Here is a 16,056-nt window from a genome sequence, read left to right as displayed (position 1 = left end):
CTCGCAGCTCTTTATCGGACGCGCGCCGCCAGGGCCAGGCGCTCGAACTCGGCTTCCAGGTCACGCACCAGCTGCGGCATGTCGAACAGCGCGGAGCTGCGGCCGTGTTCGGCCAGGTAGCGCTTGTACGACGCCACGCGCTTGGGCTCGCGGCCCAGCAGCACCGCCTGGCGCTCGTAATCCGTCAGCGAGGTGGTGATCAGATCCGGCAGGCCCACGGCGGTGAGCAGGCTGCCGGCCATGCGCGAGATGTAGCTGCGGCCGGCGCAGGTGAGGATGGGCGTGCCCATCCACAGCACGTCGTTGGCGGTGGTGCCGGCGTTGTACGGGAAGGTGTCCAGGAACAGGTCGGCGAGCTGGAAGCGCGCCAGGTATTCCGGCGGCGCCACGCGCGGGGCGAAGACCAGCCGCTCGCGCGCCACGCCGTGCGCATCGGCCTCGCGCAGCATGTTCTCGCGCGCCCAGTCGTTGTCGGCCAGCAGCCAGAGCACGCTGTTCGGCACCTGGCCCAACACGCGCATCCAGCTGCGGAACACCTCGGCGGTGAACTTGAAGTTGTTGTTGAACGAGCAGTAGACGAAGGCCTCGTCCGGCAGGCCGTAGGTGGCGCGTTCAGGTTTGGCCGCCACGGGCCGGAACCGGTCGCTGGCCTGGTAGCAATGCGGCAGGTAGATCGGCCGCTCGGTGCAATAGGGCAACAGTTCGTCCGGCATCACGAAACGGTCCGCGATGATGTGGTCCACGCCCGGCAGCGCCGAGGTGCCGGGCAGGCCGAGGTAGCTCACCTGGATGGGCGCCGGCCGCTGCACCAGGATGCCGGGGCGCGCACCGCTGGTGAGGCCCTGCAGGTCCACCAGGATGTCGATGCCCAGGCTGGCGATGAGCTGGGCGGCGGCGTTGTCGTCCAGGCCGCCGATGCGCACATGGTGGTCCAGGCCGTCGATGATGCGCTGGCGCAGCGGCGTGCCGTCGTCGCGGCTCCAGCAGAAGCCGAACACCTCGAACTTGCTGCGGTCGTGCAGGCCGTAGAGCTCGGCGGTGAGCAGGCCCACCGCATGCATGTGCAGGTCACCCGACAGGTAGCCGATGCGGATGCGGCCCTCACGCTTGGGGCCCCGGGTGTGCAGCGGCACGGCCGGCGCCTTGGGCACACGCTCCAGCACGAAGCGCTGCGCCGCCATCAGCTGCAGCGAGGGGTCGTCGCTCACGCTCAGCATCGCCAGCGGCGAGGTGGCAATCAGCAGCTGGCTGGGCGACACCTCACCCACCGGCTGGTACACCGGCCACTTGCACTGCTTCTGGCGGATGTGCACGTAGTGCTGCAGCACGTCGGGCTGGTCGGCCTTGAATTCCAGGCTTTGCACCATGCGTGCTTCGGCTTCGTCGAAACGGCGCTGCACTTCCAGCAGCCGGGCCATGTTGTTCAGCGCATGCAGGCGCAAGGTGGCGCCGTCGGGCGTGCCCGGGGTGATGTCGCGCAGCACCTGGTCCCATTCGGCCAGCGCGTCCTCGGGGCGGCCCTGCTGCTCGAGCTGATGGCCCAGGTTCACCCGCGCCTGCGCGAAGTCGGGTTGCAGCAGCAGCGCCTGGCGGTAGGCTTTTTCGGCGTCCGCCGGGCGACGAAGTGCGCCCAGCACGGTGCCCCAGTTGAAACAGGCGATGTGGCGATGCGGCGAATCGGTGGCGGCGATCCACTGCTCGTACAGCTGAGCCGACGCTTCGGCGTGGCCGGCGGCGTGGAGCTGCTGCGCACGCTCCAGCAGCTCGCCCAGCTGCATGGCGCCGGAACGGGCGCGTTGCAGGGTGGCGTCTTCGGGCGCGGTAGGGGATTCCATCGGGGTTGTCGGCACACTCATGGCCGGTCGATGGTAGGTTTGGGGGGGCTTGGGCAGCGGGCCTATTAGGCCGGGGAAACTGGCCCAGTTTGGTTCTTGCGCCTGCGGCGCTGGCTGTTTTTGCGCTGCTCGCGAGAGCCCGCCGGTCGCGCCCGGCCGGCGGTCACTTTCTTCACTGGCATGAAGAAAGTAACCAAAGAAGGTGCCTTCGAATACCAACATCCGATCAGGTTCGCTGACACCGAATCGGGGCCCGGTTTTCGGGGAGCACGCTGACATTGCCGCAGACCCGAGGCCACTTGCACCTGCCAGGCACATCGACCCGACCTGTCACTCGACCACCAGCCAGCCTCCGCATGCCATGTCCGAGCGAGCGCAGCGAAGCGCCCGCACACGGAGGCTGGAAAGCGGTCCAGCGCGCGGTGCACACAAGCCAAGGCACTTGCCACAAGTGGCCTCTGGTCTCTGCCGACCGAGCGAGCCTCCAGAAAACCGGACCCCCTACCGGCGTGAGGGAGCGAAATCGGATGTTCGGTTTTCCAAGGCTCTTCTCTTGGTTACTTCTCTTGAGCCAGCAAGAGAAGTGACCGCCGGCCGGGCGCGACCGGCGGGCTGCCTCCCCAGGCCAGAAGCCCAGCCAGCGCCGCAGGCGCAAGCACCAACCCAACGCTCAGGCGAGCAAATGATCCGGCGCCATCCCGGCATCGTGCCGAGCCATCATGCGCAGATACAGCGCCTCGATATCCCGCGTGAACCGCACGCTGTCGAACAGCACCGACCCCTCCCTCGCCTGCGCCAGCTGCGCCCGCAACCCGGCCCGCGCAGCGGCATCACAAGCCAGCGCCACGATCCGGTCCTCGTACTCCTGCACCGTCGTGCACACCAGCGACTGGAGGCCGACGGCACCGTTGAGGCTGGCCGCCACCCGCGACGCAAACGTGCGCCCGATGTACGTCACCACCGGCACCCCCGCCCACAAGGCATCGCTCGCCGTCGTGTGCGCATTGCAAGGCCAGGTGTCGATGAACACATCGGCCTGCTGCAACCGCGCCATGTGCAGCGCCGGCGCCCGCCGAGGCGCCCACACGATGCGCGACGGAGCTATGCCGCGGTTCTGCGCCTCGCACTCGATGTTCTTGCGCACCTGGGTGTTCCACTCCAGCAGCCACAGCACCGCATCGGGCAGGCGGTGCAGCAGGCGGCACCAGCTGTCGAACACTTCGGCGGAGATCTTGAACGGCTGGTTGAAGCCGCACAGCACCAGCGCACCCTCGGGCAGCCCGCATTCGGCACGGCTGGGCACCTCCGGCCGCGCACGCTGGCGGTCGTTGGGCTGATAGCACACCGGCAGCTGGGCGATCTTCTCGTCGAAGTGGGCCGCATGCTGGATCGGCGTGACCACCGGGTCGCCGACGATGTAGTCGATGAAGTCGGCACCTGTGGTGCCGGGGAAGCCGAGGAAGCTGGCCTGCACGCGCGCGGGCCGCCAGGCGAACAGGCCCAGCCGGTTGTCCTTGGTGTAGCCCTTCAGATCGATCAAGAGGTCGATGCCGTCCGCACGAATGCGCTGCACGATGTCGGCATCGGGCTGGCGGTACACGTCCACGAAGTGCTCGGCGGCGCGCTCGATGCGCTGGCGCATCGCCGTGTTGTCGCTCTTGCCATGCGAGTACAGCGTGACCTCGAAACGCTCGCGGTCATGGTGCTCCAGCATCTCGGCCATCAGGATGCAGGTGGCGTGCTGGTGGAAGTCCGCCGACACATAGCCGATGCGCAGGCGGCGCTGCTGCTCGGCAGCGGTGCGCGGCTTGAGCGGCGGCAGCGGCTGCACACCCTGGGCCAGCAGGCGCGACGCCGAGCGCGCGGCCAGCAGCTGGTCTTCCGGGGAATCGAACAGGGTGACGTGGGCGAACGGCGTGGTGGGCGCTGCCGCATCGGGTGGCAGGGCGTGCAGCGCGGTGAGCAGCGCGTCCAGGTCCACCTGGGCCTGGCGCCAGCGGCACACCTCGCGTTCGAAGTAGCTCAGCAGGCCGCGCACACCCAGTTCATGCTTGCCGATGCCCAGCGCCAACGCCGTGTGGAAGCACTCGGCCGCCTCTTCCTTCATGCCGATGTCGTTGAAGCACACGCCCAGCTGATAGTGCACCGTGGGCAGGTCCATGCGGATGGCCAGTGCCTCGAAGTAGGTGGCGATGGCCTCCTGCGTCTGGCCGCTGTACTGCAGGCCGCGCGCCAGGGTGTCGTAGTAGTCGTAGTCGCGCGGCACGTCGGCCGGCAGCAGCTTCAGCGCCATCACCACCTCGGCATGGCGCTTCTGTTCGGACAGGCAGTGCGCCCACAGCGCACAGGCCAGGGTGCTGCGCGGATCGAGACGGAATGCACGTTCGGCCTCGCGCGTGGCCTCTGCCATGCGCCCCTGCTTCATGCAGGCGCGGGCCAGGTTCAGCGCATAGACCGCGTCGTGCGGCGCCAGCTTGGCGGCGCTGGCAAAGGCCTTGCTGGCGGCGCTCCACTGGCCGGCCTTGGCGTGGGTCTGGCCGAGCTGCCACTGGCGGCGGGCGCGGTCGGCGGTCTGGGGCGAGCGTTGCATGGTGGGCGCAGGTGGAAAAGGGGCGCCCCGAGTCTAGGAATTCAAGCCCCGCGCGAACCGGCCGATATGGGCTGGTTTGGGCTGCTTTATCGGGCTTTCCGCGGGCTCAAGCCCGTGATGAGGCGAAACACAAAAAAACCTCAAGTTCGTGTCCAGCCCGCTCGATAACGCCTCCAACGGGGCTTGACAAACAGGCAACGTGGTCCGGTTAGACGGGGTCCCAAGCTGCAGTGGCACTGCGGCGGAAGACCCGGCTAGCGTCGGGCGGCGCCAGACCCGTCGTTGGGGATGGCATGGCAACGGCCCAGGCGGTTTACCGCCGCCGAAGCCCGAGTTAACGCCGGCGTGGGTGCCGGGATTTCTGAAACATTAGGAGTTCATCATGGGTGCCACCATCAATACGAACGTTGTCTCGCTGAATGCGCAACGTAACCTGAGCGCGTCGCAAAACTCGCTCTCCATGTCCATGCAGCGCCTGTCTTCCGGCCTGCGTGTCAACAGTGCCAAGGACGATGCCGCCGGCCTGGCGATCGCCGAGCGCATGAACACGCAAGTGCGCGGCATGAACGTCGCCGTGCGCAATGCCAACGACGGCATCTCGATGGCGCAGACCGCCGAAGGCGCGCTGTCGAAGGTGACCGACGCGCTGCAGCGCATGCGTGAGCTGGCCGTGCAGGCCCGCAACTCGACCAACAGCGACAGCGACAAGGACTCCCTGAACAAGGAGTTCTCCGAGCTGCAGAAGGAAATCACCCGCGTCATTGGCGGCACCTCCTTCAACGGCAAGCATGTGATCGGTGCCGATGCCACCGGCATGGTGTTCCAGATCGGTGCCAACACGACGACCGACGACACCGTGACGGTGACCACGGAGAACCTGAACAGCAACGCCGACATCTCCGCCATCGCCGGCACCAGCGTGGTGATCGACAGCACGGCCGATTCGTCTGCCATCGCCTCGATCATCGACAACATCGACACCGCGCTGGACACGGTGAACAACCAGCGCGCCACCTTCGGTGCCACGCAGTCGCGCTTCGACGCGATCATCGGCAGCCTGCAGCAAGGCGTGGAGAACCAGTCGGCCGCCCGCGGCCGGATCATGGATGCGGACTTCGCGACGGAAACCGCGAACCTCTCGCGTGCCCAGATCCTGCAGCAGGCCGGCACCGCGATGGTGGCCCAGGCCAACCAGCTGCCGCAGCAAGTGCTGCAGCTGCTGCGATAACAGCGACGCGTGAGCCGAGGCAGGCCGCTGGCCTGCCCCGAAGCCACCACCGCCGACGCACCGCCACCGCGGTCGTCGGCTTTTTTCTGGCCCGGTTTCTCGCCGCATTTCAAGCTTTTGAACGCCAAAGGCCTCTTCAACAATTCGGTCCACGGATAGAGCGCAAGCTCGAATCCGTGGTCCGGAGCACTGACGCGCAGCCAGCCCTTTGACGCATCCCGTCACTGGAGGCCGCCGGTGAAACGAACCTGACCTTGACCGCTCGTGGCGCGCCAGCGACCCGAGCTGCCACGGCCAGGCTCGATCCGCCGGGAGTCATTGGCTTCTACTGGAGTGCTTGAAATGCCGCAAACCATCAATACCAACATCACGTCGCTGAACGCACAGCGCAACCTGAACTCGTCGCAGACCTCGCTGGCCACGTCCATGCAGCGCCTGTCGTCGGGCCTGCGCGTGAACAGCGCCAAGGACGACGCCGCGGGCCTGGCGATCGCCGAACGCATGAACGCGCAGATGCGCGGCATGAACGTCGCGATCCGCAACGCCAACGACGGCATCTCGCTGGCCCAGGTGGCCGAAGGCGCGCTGTCGAAGATCGGCGACGCGCTGCAGCGCATGCGCGAGCTGGCCCTGCAGGCGCGCAACGCCAGCAACAGCACCAGCGACAAGGATTCGCTGAACAAGGAATTCGCCCAGCTGCAGCAGGAAATCACCCGCGTGATCGGCGGTACCTCCTTCAACAGCAAGAAGATCATCGGCGTGGATGCCACCGCCATGACCTTCCAGATCGGCGCGAACACCACGACGGAAGACTCCATCGCGGTGACCACCAGCAACCTCAACAGCAACGCCGACATCTCCGCCATCGCGGCCAGCACGGTGGTGATCGACAGCACGGCCAACGCCTCGGCGATCGGCTCGATCATCGACAACATCGACACCGCGCTGGACACGGTGAACAACCAGCGCGCGACCTTTGGTTCGGTGCAGTCGCGCTTCGACGCGATCATCTCCAACCTGCAGGTCGGCGTGGAGAACCAGGCCGCCGCCCGCAGCCGCATCATGGACGCGGACTTCGCGGCCGAAACTGCCAACCTGTCGCGCGCGCAGATCCTGCAGCAGGCGGGCACGGCGATGGTGGCGCAGGCCAACCAGCTGCCCCAACAAGTGCTGCGCCTGCTGCAAGGCGGCTGAATGACAACCCCCGTCGCGGGGTACCGCTCCTTGCCCCCCGAGGGGGCGCGGGCCCGCCTTGAGGCGGCTCGGCGCCGGGCCCGCTTCACCGCCGGCACCGCTGGCTCAAGTCCCCGGGCAAATCGCCGAAATACCGTCGTCCGCCGTGGTGTTCTTCGGAACACCGCGCCGGGCGATTTTTGATTTCAGACTGCAGCGCGGAGGCTCGCGATGTCCATTTCTTCCCTCGGTGTGGGCAGCAACCTCGATGCCGAAAGCATCGTCACGCAGCTCGTCGCCCTGCAGCGCCAGCCGATCGACCAGCTGAAGACCGAAAAGACCACGCTGGACACCAAGCTGTCCAGCTTCGGCAAGGTGCAAAGCTACATGTCGGCGCTGCGCGATGCGGCGCGCCGGCTCACCGACCTGAGCACCTGGAAGGCCGTGAGCGCCACCTCGGTGGACCCCAGCGCGGTGAGCGTCAGCGCGGGCGACGGCGCCACGACGGGCAGCTACAACATCGCGGTGGACCACTTGGCCGCGGCCCAGTCGGTGGGCAGTGCAGCGTTCGCTTCCAGCAGCGCCACCGTGGGCACCGGCGTGATGACCATCTCCATCGGCAGCTGGAACGCCGACCAGTCGGCCTTCACGCCCAAGACCGGCAGCTCGGCGGTGGCGATCACCATCGAGGACGGCGACACCCTGGCGCAGGTGCGCGACAAGATCAACGGCGCCGATGCGGGCGTGGTGGCCTCCATCGTCAACGACGCCAGCGGCGCCCGGCTGTCCATCCGCTCCAAGGACACCGGCATCGAGAACGCCTTCCAGATCGTGGTGAACGACGGCGGCGACGGCGTGGACAACGACGCCAGCGGCCTGTCGCGGCTGGCCTACGACCCCGCGGCCAGCGCCGGCGTGATGTCGCGCTACCAGGAGGCCAAGAACGCGGTGGCCACGATCAACGGGCTGTCGGTGGAATCGGCGAGCAACACGCTCAGCAATGTGCTGGACGGCCTGACGCTCACGCTCAACAAGCCGGTGGCCGCCGCTTCGCCGGTGCAGGTGAACGTAGCCAGCGACAAGGACGCGATGAGCAAGGCGATCACCGACTTCGCCACCGCCTACAACGACGCGATGAAGTACTTGCGCGACCAGACCAAGTACAACCCCGACGACAAGACCGGCGGCCCGCTGCAGGGCGACCGCACCGCGATCGACATGATGTCCCAGCTGCGCGCGCTGGCAGGTGGCAGCACCAGCGCCTCCAGCGTCTTCACCCGGCTCACCGACATCGGGCTGGAGCCCCAGAAGGACGGCACGCTCAAGGTCAGCAGCAGCAAGATCAGCTCCGCGCTGGCCAACCTGCCGGAGCTGAAGAAGGCCTTCAGCACCATCAATGCCGCGGGCACCGCCGGCGCCACCAACGGCCTGGCGCAGCAGTTCCGCATGTACGGCGACGGCCTGCTGGCCGACGATGGCAGCCTGGACACCCGCACCGATGGCCTGAACACCCGCATCAAGCAGAACGGCGACCGCCAGCAGCAGCTGGAGGACCGGGTGAGCTCGTATGAAAAGCGCATCCGCGCGCAGTACCAGGCGCTGGACACCCAGATGGCCAGCCTGAACAGCCTGTCCAGCTACGTGGCGCAGCAGATGGCCATGCTCAGCAAGAGCAAGTGAGCACCTCCTGACCCTGCCAACGGCCGGCCTTTGCCGGCCGTTGTGCTTTCAGGGTGAGAACACCCCCTGTTTCCCCCTAGTGGGTGACTCAAGTTCTCCAGGTGAACGCCGAAAACTTCTTCAATCGCATCGAAGAAAGTTGCTCCGACATGTTTGCCACCATGAGCCGATTCGCTTCTCCCAGGGACCTGGGCAGTGTCTACCGCAAGACCGGCGTCGAGATCGACGTGCATGGTGCCTCGCCGCACCGCCTGGTCGCCATGCTGTTCGACGGCCTGATGGAAGCGCTGGCCCAGGCCCAGGGCGCCATCGCCAGCCGCAACATCGAGGCCAAGGCCAATGCCATCAGCCGCGCCGTGCGCATCCTGGACGAGGGACTGAAGTCCGCGCTGGACCTGAAGGAAGGCGGCCGCCTGGCAGCCGACCTCAACGACCTGTACGCCTACGTGAGCCTGCGCCTGACGCAGGCCAACCTGCGCAACGACCTGCAGGCGCTGGACGAATGCAAGCAGCTGATCCAGCCGCTGCGCCAGGCCTGGGCCGACATTGCACCGCACGCCGAGCAGGGCGCCCGCTGATGAACGATCACGACGACGCCACCGGAGCACTCCCCTTGCAAGATACCGCGCACCGCAGCAGGCCCGACATGAACGCCACCAACCTCCTGAGCTACTACGAAGCCATCGAGCAGGCCAGCGCCGAGATGCTCGATGCCGCTCGTGCAGGCAACTGGGACCAGGTGGTCAAGCTCGAAGGCGCCTGCGTGCTGCTGATCTCCCAGCTCAAGCATGCCGCGCGCGGCAAGGACCTGGGGCCCGAGGAGGCGCAGCTGAAGTCGCGCATCATGCAGCGCATCCTGGTCAACGACGCCGAGATCCGCCACCTGGCCGAGCCCTGGCTGGAAGACCTGGACCACATGATGGCGGGCAAGCCCAAGACACTGCACTGAGCGCAGGGACGAGGCCACGATGTTCCGAAACAGCCAGCCGGCACCGGCCGACGATTCAGGCGCGGACTTCCGCGTGGATGCCCCTGCCGAAGTGGTGCGCCTGCTGAAGTCATTGCTGGACAGCGCAACGCCGGTGCACCTGTCCACCCCGGACGGCACCAGCTACACCACCGCCGTGTTGACGCTGGATCCGGTGCAGCGGCGCGTCAGCTTCAGCGCCAACGAGTCCGCACCGCAGCTGCATGCGCTGGTGGAAGCCGGCGAAGTGACGGTGGTGGCCTACCTGGACAGCGTGAAGCTGCAGTTCGAGGCCGCGGGCCTGGTGGAGGTGCGTGGCGGCGGGCATTGCGCGCTGCAGGCCCAGCTGCCCGACGAGGTGTTCCGTTTCCAGCGCCGCAACAGCTTCCGCGTGCGCACCCTGCCGCGCAGCTCGCCCACCGTGCACCTGCGCCACCCGTCCATCCCCGACATGGCGCTCGCGCTGCGGGTGCTGGACGTCAGCAGCGGCGGCTGCGCGCTGTTCCTGCCCGACGATGTGCCGCCGCTCTCCCCGGGTGTCACGGTGCACGGCGTGCGGGTGGAACTGGACCCCCACACCCGCTTCGAAGCCACGCTGCAGCTGTGCCACGTGACCTCGCTGAACCCGCAGACCGGCGGCGTGCGCCTGGGCTGCGAAATGTCGCGCCTGGACGGCGAAGCGCAGCGCACCCTGCAGCGCTACATCGACCACACGCAGAAGCGCCGCCGGCTGCTGTCGCTCGACGGCTGAGCGCGCGGCCCGGCGCCGAGCCGCCTCTAGGCGGGCCGCGGCCCCCTCGGGGCGGCGGACGCGGTACCCCGCGGCCGGGGGCCCTATTTCTGCGCGACCTTCCAGCTCTTCAACGCGTTCATCGTGTTGGCCACGTGCTTGAACGGGTTGAGGCTGGTGTACTGGTACACCACCGTGCTGTTGGGCGAAATCACGTAGGACACCCGGTTGGCGTACTCGGGCTTCAGCGTCAGCACCGCGTCGTAGGACTTCATGATGCTCTGGTCGGCATCGGCCAGCACCGCGAACTTGCCCCGGCATTCGGTGACCGAGAAGCGGTTGAGCGTGTCGATGTCGTCGTGCGACACCCCCACCACCGTGGCGCCCAGCGCCTTGAACTGCTCGGTGGCTTCGGCAAACTGGTGTGCCTCCACCGTGCAACCGGTGGAGAAGGCGGCGGGGTAGAAGTACAGCACCACCGGGCCGGCCTTCAGCGCCTCCGACAGCTGGAAGCGGAACACCTTGCCGGCGAGCGAGCCCTGCGCCGAGAAATCGGGCGCCTTGTCGCCCACGTCGAGCGCCGCGCGTGCAGGCAGCAGCGTGAGCGCGCCCGCGCCGGCCAGGCCCTGGAGTAGCAGACGTCGGTTCATTGCGTATCCTCTCGCGTCGATCGCCGCCTATTGTTACGCCGGCAGGCGTGAGCCGGATTCAACTTTCCCCAATGGCCCCATGACGCACGCAGTCGTCCGCTTCGCCACCCGCTTGCTCCTGGCCGCCCTGCTGGGCTGCCTGGGCGCCTGCGCGAGCCTGCCGCCGCAGGCGCAGCGCACGCCCAGCCACGCCCTGCCCGCCTCCGGCGCCACCGTGCTGGGCCGCATCGCGGCGGACAGCTCGCCCGCGCCCGAGCTCACCGGCTTTCGCCTGCTGCCCATCGGCGCGTTTGCGCTGAACACCCGCATCGCGCTGGCGCAGCGGGCCCAGGCCACGCTCGACGTGCAGTACTACCACATCGCCAACGATCAAACCGGGCGCTACTTCCTGCGCAGCCTGCGCGACGCCGCGTTGCGCGGCGTGCGGGTGCGGCTGCTGGTGGACGACCTGTACACCGCGGGCAGCGACCCGCTGCTGCTGGGCCTGGCCGCCCACCCGAATGTGGAGGTGCGGCTGTTCAACCCGTTCCCGGCCGGGCGCGACGGGCTGGTGACGCGCTTCATCGCCTCGCTGGCCGACTTCCGGCGCGTGAACCACCGCATGCACAACAAGCTGTTCATCGCCGACGGTGCGATGGCGGTGGCCGGCGGGCGCAACGTCGCCGACGAGTACTTCATGCGCAACCTCAGCGCCAACTTCGTCGACCTGGACGCCTTCATCACCGGGGCCCTGGTGCCGCGCCTGGCCGCGCTGTTCGACGGCTACTGGAACAGCGACGTGGTGTTCCCCTTGCACGCCATCGTGCCGCCCACCCTGCCCGCCGAGCTGCAGCGCGCCGAGTTCGAGGCCTTCACCGGGCCGGAACACACGCCGCCGCCGGAGGCACCGCCCGACAACGACGTGCTCGGTTACGGGCCGATCTCCGGCGAGCTGGACGACGGCCGCCTGGGCCTGATCTGGGCCCCCGCCAACGCCTACGCCGACTCGCCCGACAAGATCCGGGGCATGGCCGCCAGCTACGGCCTGGCGCCGCTGCAGGACGTGGACGGCGCCCGCTACAACGTGCTGGACCAGATGCGCCGCGCGCAGAAGGAGATCGTCATGACCTCCCCTTACCTAGTGCCGGGGGCGAGCGGCATGGCGCTGATGCGCGAGGTGCGCGAGCGCGGCGTGAGCTTGCGGGTGCTGACCAATTCGCTGGCCGCCACCGACGAGCCGGTGGTGCACACCGGCTACAAGCGCTACCGCCCCCAGATGCTGCGCCTGGGCGTGGAACTCTACGAGCTGAGCCCCACGCGCGTGAAGCGCAACCTGCGCCTGGGCATGTTCGGCAGCTCGCACGGCCGGCTGCACGCCAAGACCGCCGTGATCGACCGCAGCACCGTGTTCATCGGCTCGATGAACTTCGACCCGCGTTCGGACAAGCACAACACCGAGATGGCGGTGCTGGTGCAAAGCCCGCAGCTGGCGCGCGAGGTGCTGCGCCTGATGGACCTGGACAAGCTGCAGGCCTCCTACCGCGTGCGCCTGCGCGCCGACGGCAGCGACGGGCTCGAATGGCTGAGCACCACCGACGACGAAGGCGAGCTGGTGCTGCGGGAGGAGCCCGACACCAGCGTGTGGACGCGGCTGCTGCTGCAGCTGCTGTCGCCGCTGGCGCCGGAAGAACTGCTGTGACACCCCCGTGACAGGCGCCGGCCGACCTGGGAGCCATCCCAGGGTCGGCGCGGCTCCCGGCGGGCCGACCGCGCCACCCGCCGCATAAACCGCCAGCCGCCTGGGAACCAACCCAGCTGGCAGGCACGGCGGCGCTCGCTATCTTGTGCTCATTGATGCGCACTGCAGGGAGTTCCACACATGAGCCTGACCGTCGACCAATCCGCCGAGAAGATCCACAGCCTTGTCAACGACGACGGCTTCCTCGGCCACAACCGCAACGACCACGTCAAACAGGTGGCCGAGATCTTCAAGCAGGCGTCGGCCGCCGACAGCAACGCCATCGCCGCCAAGCTGAGTGACGACGACCTGCGGGAGCTGGCCGGCGACGTCAACAGCGGCGGCATCCTGGGCACACAAGGATTGTCCGGAGGGGAGAAGCGCGACCTGTTCAATGAGCTGGCCCGCGAGCTGGACGGCACCCAGCTGGGGCGCGTGGCCTCGGCCTTCAGCGACCGCTCGGACGTGCTGGCGCTGGGCGATGCGGTGGCCGGCTTCGCACCCTCGCAGACCAAGGTGGACTTCGTGAAGTCCATCGCCGGCCGCGCCACCGACCGCAGCACCGACATCGATTCGGGCTTCGGTTACAACAGCCTGCGCACCGGCGACAAGGAGGCGCAGGCGATCGGCAGCGTGCTGTCCAGCATGAAGAACGACCCGGCCGGCTTCGACGCTGCGGTGAAGGCACTCACGCCCGACCAGCTGGCCGCTGTGGTGAAGGCCGGCGAAGGCGAGAAGATCACCACCTACTCCGGCATGGGGGGCGTGTCGGCGCCGCAGACCACCTACGACCCGGCCGGCCTGCACTCCATGCTGGAAGCCGCGGCCGGCAGCCACGACCCCGCCGTGAAGGCGCGGGTGTTCGAAGCCGCCACCAAGGCGCTGGACGACATCCGCGGCTCCGACACGCTGCTCACGCCCAACCCCGGCGCCAAGGACGCGGCCAAGGTGGTGGCCGACGGCCTCACCAAGCTGATGGATTCGGACACGCGCGGCATCGTGGACCAGCTCAACACCAACGACATCGGCGGGCGCGCGCTCGCCAAGTACGTGGGCGAGCTCGTGAGCGAAGACGGCTCGGCCAGCAACCCGGTGCTGGGCCGCCAGATCGCCCAGCTGCAGGGCGCGGGCACCGGCAAGACGGCCACCGAGTTCATCAACACCGCGGAGAAGTCGAGCAACGGCGACAACTTCTATCGCAACGCCGAGAACCTGGGCTACTACGCCGGTGCCATCGAGGCGGGCATCAACAAGCTCAACGCCGACGACAAGACCAAGGGCGAGATCCTCACCAACATCTTCACCACCGTGGTGGGCGCGGGCACCGCGGCCGTCACCAAGATGCCCACGGCCGGCAAGGTGGCCTCGCAGGTGTTCAACGGCATCACCCGCGAGGTGGTGCGCCAAGTGGTGGCCGACGTGAGCAGCGACCGCAAGGACCTGCGGCAGGCGCTCACCGAGCTGACCCTGCCGCGCGACCCCGGCCAGACCCAGCGCAGCCGCAGCCCGGCCGACCCGTACTATCAGAGCTCCGCCAACACCGTGGTGCTGGCCAACCAGTGACCATGCCCGCTGCCCATGACCCTGTTTCCCCGCTCCGGCTGGCGCCGGCGCCACTGGCTGGCGGCCACCCTCGCCTGGCCGCTGGCCGCCTGCTCGCGCGCGATGACGGCTGACGCTGCCGCCTTCACCCTGCCCGGCGCGCAGCCGTTCGACGAACGCGGTCCCTGGGACGTGGTGATCGCGAGTGCGGCAGCCGGGCTGGGCCAGGCGCTGGGCCGGGGCCACGGCCCGCTGGAGATCCGGCGCTGGGCCCTGCCGGCGGACGCGGCGCTGGCTGCCTTGCAGGCCCAGGTGCAGCAGGCCTTGGGCGCCGACTGGGAGCCGCTGGTGTCGGTGCCCCAAACCACCAGCGGCGCCCAGTTGCGCGCCTGGCGGCATCAGGGCATGGGGCGCCAGCCGGTGCTGTCGCTGGCCTGGCTGGACGAGCCGGTCGCGGCCGCGGGCGGCGCCCGGCGCATCGTGGTCACGGTGGCCACCACGCGAGGCGGCTGACGGCCGCGTGCGTGCTTACTCGCCCGCCACCCACTCCACCGACGCACCCAGCGCGTTCAGGTTGTCCACGAAGCGCGGATGTGCGCGGCGGATCGGCAAGGCATTGAGGATGGTGGAGCGGCCCTCGATGCTGGCGGCCAGCATGAACAGCGCGATCGCCACGCGGATGATGTAGGGGCTTTCCACCTTGGCCGGTATGAGCGGCTTGCCGCCGTAGACGATCAGCCGGTGCGGATCGCACAGCACGGCATGGGCGCCGAACTTGCCCAGCTCCGCGCTCCAGCCGAGCGCACCTTCGTACACCTTGTTCCAGAACATCACCGAGCCTTCGGCGCGCACGCCCAGCGCCACGAAGATCGGCAGCAGGTCGGCCGGCACGTAGGGCCAGGGCGCGGCCTCCACCTTCTGCAGGATGTTGGCGGTGAACGGCGGCCGCACCCGCAGCGGCCCGCGCACGTGCGCACGGCTCACGCCGTCGCGGTGCTCCACGTCCACGCCGAACTTGGCGAAGGTGCGGTCCAGCAGCGGGAACTGGGCCGACGCGCCGTTCCTCACCGAGACGTCGCCGCCGGTGATGGCGCTCAGCGCCAGGAAGGTGGCCACCTCATGGAAGTCGTCGTCGAAGGTGTAGTCCACCGTGCCCAGCGCCTCCACGCCGTCCACCTGCAGTTGTGAACCACCGGCCCCCGCGATGCGCGCGCCCATCCGCGTGAGGAAGGTGCAGAACTCCTGCACATGCGGCTCGCAGGCCGCATTGGTCAGGCGCGAGCGGCCGCGCGCGGCGATGGCGCACAGCACGAAGTTCTCGGTGGTGGTGACCGAGGCATATTCGAGCCAATGGTCGGCCGCGCTGAAGCCGCGCGGCGCCAGCAGCGTCACCGCACCCGGCTCCAGCTGCACGTCGGTTCCGAAGGTGCGGAACACCTCGATGTGCGGGTCGACCTCCCGCACGCCGAGGGTGCACCCGGTAACGTCGTCCTCCAGCCGCACGCGGCCGAAGCGGTGCAACAGGGGCGGCACCAGCATGATCGAGGAGCGCATGCCCACCGGCAGCGTCGCGCGGCTGGCGTCCAGGCCGGCGCCATGCTGCAGCTTCAGCGTCCCGCTGGCGAAATCCATCTCCACTGAAGAACCGAGCGCGCGGAAGAACTCCAGCAGCTTGCGCACGTCGGTGATGTCGGGCACCCGGTGCAGCGTCACCGGGGCATCGGTGAGCAAGGTGGCACACAGCACGGGCAGTACCGCGTTCTTGTTGGCCGAGGGAGCGACGGTGCCCCGCAGGGGGCGGCCGCCGTGCACGATGAGGTTGCTCATGGAGGAGGAGTGGGGTCAGTGGTGCGGTTGCCGGCGAAGGGGCAAACAAGGTTCCCGCGGGGCTGCGGAACAACCCGGATGCGGGGGGTGATGCAGTGTGCACCGCCGGGCTGCGCC

The 16,056-nt window shown here is 68.4% G+C and carries 13 protein-coding genes; 9 read left to right on the top strand and 4 right to left on the bottom strand.

The window, feature by feature from the left end; translation table 11 throughout:
* Positions 1-11: 11 nt before the first annotated feature.
* Together VPH43_RS10885 and VPH43_RS10880 are read right to left on the bottom strand one after the other, a co-directional pair.
* Positions 12-1,856 (bottom strand): O-linked N-acetylglucosamine transferase, SPINDLY family protein, encoded by a 1,845-nt coding sequence (locus tag VPH43_RS10885; protein ID WP_328577710.1) that lies wholly within the window; start codon positions 1,854-1,856, stop codon positions 12-14.
* 649 nt (positions 1,857-2,505) lie between these two features.
* On the bottom strand, positions 2,506-4,425 hold the full coding sequence (locus VPH43_RS10880; protein ID WP_328577709.1) for an O-linked N-acetylglucosamine transferase, SPINDLY family protein: 1,920 nt from the start codon (positions 4,423-4,425) through the stop codon (positions 2,506-2,508).
* A gap of 382 nt (positions 4,426-4,807) precedes the next feature.
* Here VPH43_RS10880 and VPH43_RS10875 point away from each other — a divergent pair, with 382 nt between their 5' ends.
* The 6 genes from VPH43_RS10875 (at position 4,808) to VPH43_RS10850 (ending at position 10,224) form a co-directional block, all read left to right on the top strand.
* On the top strand, positions 4,808-5,653 hold the full coding sequence (locus VPH43_RS10875; protein WP_328577708.1) for a flagellin domain-containing protein: 846 nt from the start codon (positions 4,808-4,810) through the stop codon (positions 5,651-5,653).
* A 342-nt stretch (positions 5,654-5,995) separates the two neighbouring features.
* Complete coding sequence (locus VPH43_RS10870; RefSeq protein WP_328577707.1) at positions 5,996-6,847, top strand: flagellin domain-containing protein; 852 nt, start codon at positions 5,996-5,998, stop codon at positions 6,845-6,847.
* Positions 6,848-7,057: 210 nt separating this feature from the next.
* Entirely contained in the window at positions 7,058-8,506 is a 1,449-nt protein-coding gene (fliD, locus tag VPH43_RS10865) for a flagellar filament capping protein FliD (protein ID WP_328577706.1), read from the top strand.
* A gap of 161 nt (positions 8,507-8,667) precedes the next feature.
* The gene (gene fliS / locus VPH43_RS10860; RefSeq protein WP_328577705.1) at positions 8,668-9,084 is read left to right on the top strand and encodes a flagellar export chaperone FliS; all 417 of its coding nucleotides are present in this window, start codon (positions 8,668-8,670) and stop codon (positions 9,082-9,084) included.
* A 68-nt stretch (positions 9,085-9,152) separates the two neighbouring features.
* Positions 9,153-9,455, top strand: a complete 303-nt coding sequence (locus VPH43_RS10855; RefSeq protein WP_328577704.1) for a flagellar protein FliT — start codon at positions 9,153-9,155, stop codon at positions 9,453-9,455.
* 19 nt (positions 9,456-9,474) lie between these two features.
* Positions 9,475-10,224, top strand: coding sequence for a flagellar brake protein (locus VPH43_RS10850; RefSeq protein WP_328577703.1), 750 nt, complete (start codon positions 9,475-9,477; stop codon positions 10,222-10,224).
* An 83-nt stretch (positions 10,225-10,307) separates the two neighbouring features.
* Here VPH43_RS10850 and VPH43_RS10845 read toward each other — a convergent pair whose 3' ends face one another.
* Complete coding sequence (locus VPH43_RS10845) at positions 10,308-10,853, bottom strand: peroxiredoxin (RefSeq protein WP_328577702.1); 546 nt, start codon at positions 10,851-10,853, stop codon at positions 10,308-10,310.
* Between the two features lie 79 nt (positions 10,854-10,932).
* Here VPH43_RS10845 and VPH43_RS10840 point away from each other — a divergent pair, with 79 nt between their 5' ends.
* From VPH43_RS10840 to VPH43_RS10830, 3 genes are all read left to right on the top strand, one after another.
* The gene (locus VPH43_RS10840) at positions 10,933-12,531 is read left to right on the top strand and encodes a phospholipase D family protein (RefSeq protein ID WP_328577701.1); all 1,599 of its coding nucleotides are present in this window, start codon (positions 10,933-10,935) and stop codon (positions 12,529-12,531) included.
* Positions 12,532-12,711: 180 nt separating this feature from the next.
* The gene (locus VPH43_RS10835; RefSeq protein WP_328577700.1) at positions 12,712-14,133 is read left to right on the top strand and encodes a hypothetical protein; all 1,422 of its coding nucleotides are present in this window, start codon (positions 12,712-12,714) and stop codon (positions 14,131-14,133) included.
* Between the two features lie 15 nt (positions 14,134-14,148).
* On the top strand, positions 14,149-14,625 hold the full coding sequence (locus VPH43_RS10830) for a hypothetical protein (RefSeq protein WP_328577699.1): 477 nt from the start codon (positions 14,149-14,151) through the stop codon (positions 14,623-14,625).
* Between the two features lie 15 nt (positions 14,626-14,640).
* Here VPH43_RS10830 and VPH43_RS10825 read toward each other — a convergent pair whose 3' ends face one another.
* The gene (locus VPH43_RS10825; protein WP_328577698.1) at positions 14,641-15,939 is read right to left on the bottom strand and encodes a UDP-N-acetylglucosamine 1-carboxyvinyltransferase; all 1,299 of its coding nucleotides are present in this window, start codon (positions 15,937-15,939) and stop codon (positions 14,641-14,643) included.
* Positions 15,940-16,056 lie beyond the last annotated feature (117 nt).

The sequence above is a fragment of the Ideonella sp. BN130291 genome (genome assembly GCF_036231905.1).
In the GTDB taxonomy this organism is placed as follows: Bacteria; Pseudomonadota; Gammaproteobacteria; order Burkholderiales; family Burkholderiaceae_C; genus CAMLIZ01.
Note: the sequence above shows the minus strand (reverse complement) of the source record. Positions and strands in the feature narration are given on the sequence as shown.

What these genes read in the sequence shown, in the direction of transcription:
- VPH43_RS10885 (WP_328577710.1), bottom strand. Translation starts at nt 1,856, where the DNA reads ATGAGTGTGCCGACAACCCCGATGGAATCCCCTACCGCGCCCGAAGAC.
- VPH43_RS10880 (WP_328577709.1), bottom strand. Translation starts at nt 4,425, where the DNA reads ATGCAACGCTCGCCCCAGACCGCCGACCGCGCCCGCCGCCAGTGGCAG.
- VPH43_RS10875 (WP_328577708.1), top strand. Translation starts at nt 4,808, where the DNA reads ATGGGTGCCACCATCAATACGAACGTTGTCTCGCTGAATGCGCAACGT.
- VPH43_RS10870 (WP_328577707.1), top strand. Translation starts at nt 5,996, where the DNA reads ATGCCGCAAACCATCAATACCAACATCACGTCGCTGAACGCACAGCGC.
- fliD (WP_328577706.1), top strand. Translation starts at nt 7,058, where the DNA reads ATGTCCATTTCTTCCCTCGGTGTGGGCAGCAACCTCGATGCCGAAAGC.
- fliS (WP_328577705.1), top strand. Translation starts at nt 8,668, where the DNA reads ATGAGCCGATTCGCTTCTCCCAGGGACCTGGGCAGTGTCTACCGCAAG.
- VPH43_RS10855 (WP_328577704.1), top strand. Translation starts at nt 9,153, where the DNA reads ATGAACGCCACCAACCTCCTGAGCTACTACGAAGCCATCGAGCAGGCC.
- VPH43_RS10850 (WP_328577703.1), top strand. Translation starts at nt 9,475, where the DNA reads ATGTTCCGAAACAGCCAGCCGGCACCGGCCGACGATTCAGGCGCGGAC.
- VPH43_RS10845 (WP_328577702.1), bottom strand. Translation starts at nt 10,853, where the DNA reads ATGAACCGACGTCTGCTACTCCAGGGCCTGGCCGGCGCGGGCGCGCTC.
- VPH43_RS10840 (WP_328577701.1), top strand. Translation starts at nt 10,933, where the DNA reads ATGACGCACGCAGTCGTCCGCTTCGCCACCCGCTTGCTCCTGGCCGCC.
- VPH43_RS10835 (WP_328577700.1), top strand. Translation starts at nt 12,712, where the DNA reads ATGAGCCTGACCGTCGACCAATCCGCCGAGAAGATCCACAGCCTTGTC.
- VPH43_RS10830 (WP_328577699.1), top strand. Translation starts at nt 14,149, where the DNA reads ATGACCCTGTTTCCCCGCTCCGGCTGGCGCCGGCGCCACTGGCTGGCG.
- VPH43_RS10825 (WP_328577698.1), bottom strand. Translation starts at nt 15,939, where the DNA reads ATGAGCAACCTCATCGTGCACGGCGGCCGCCCCCTGCGGGGCACCGTC.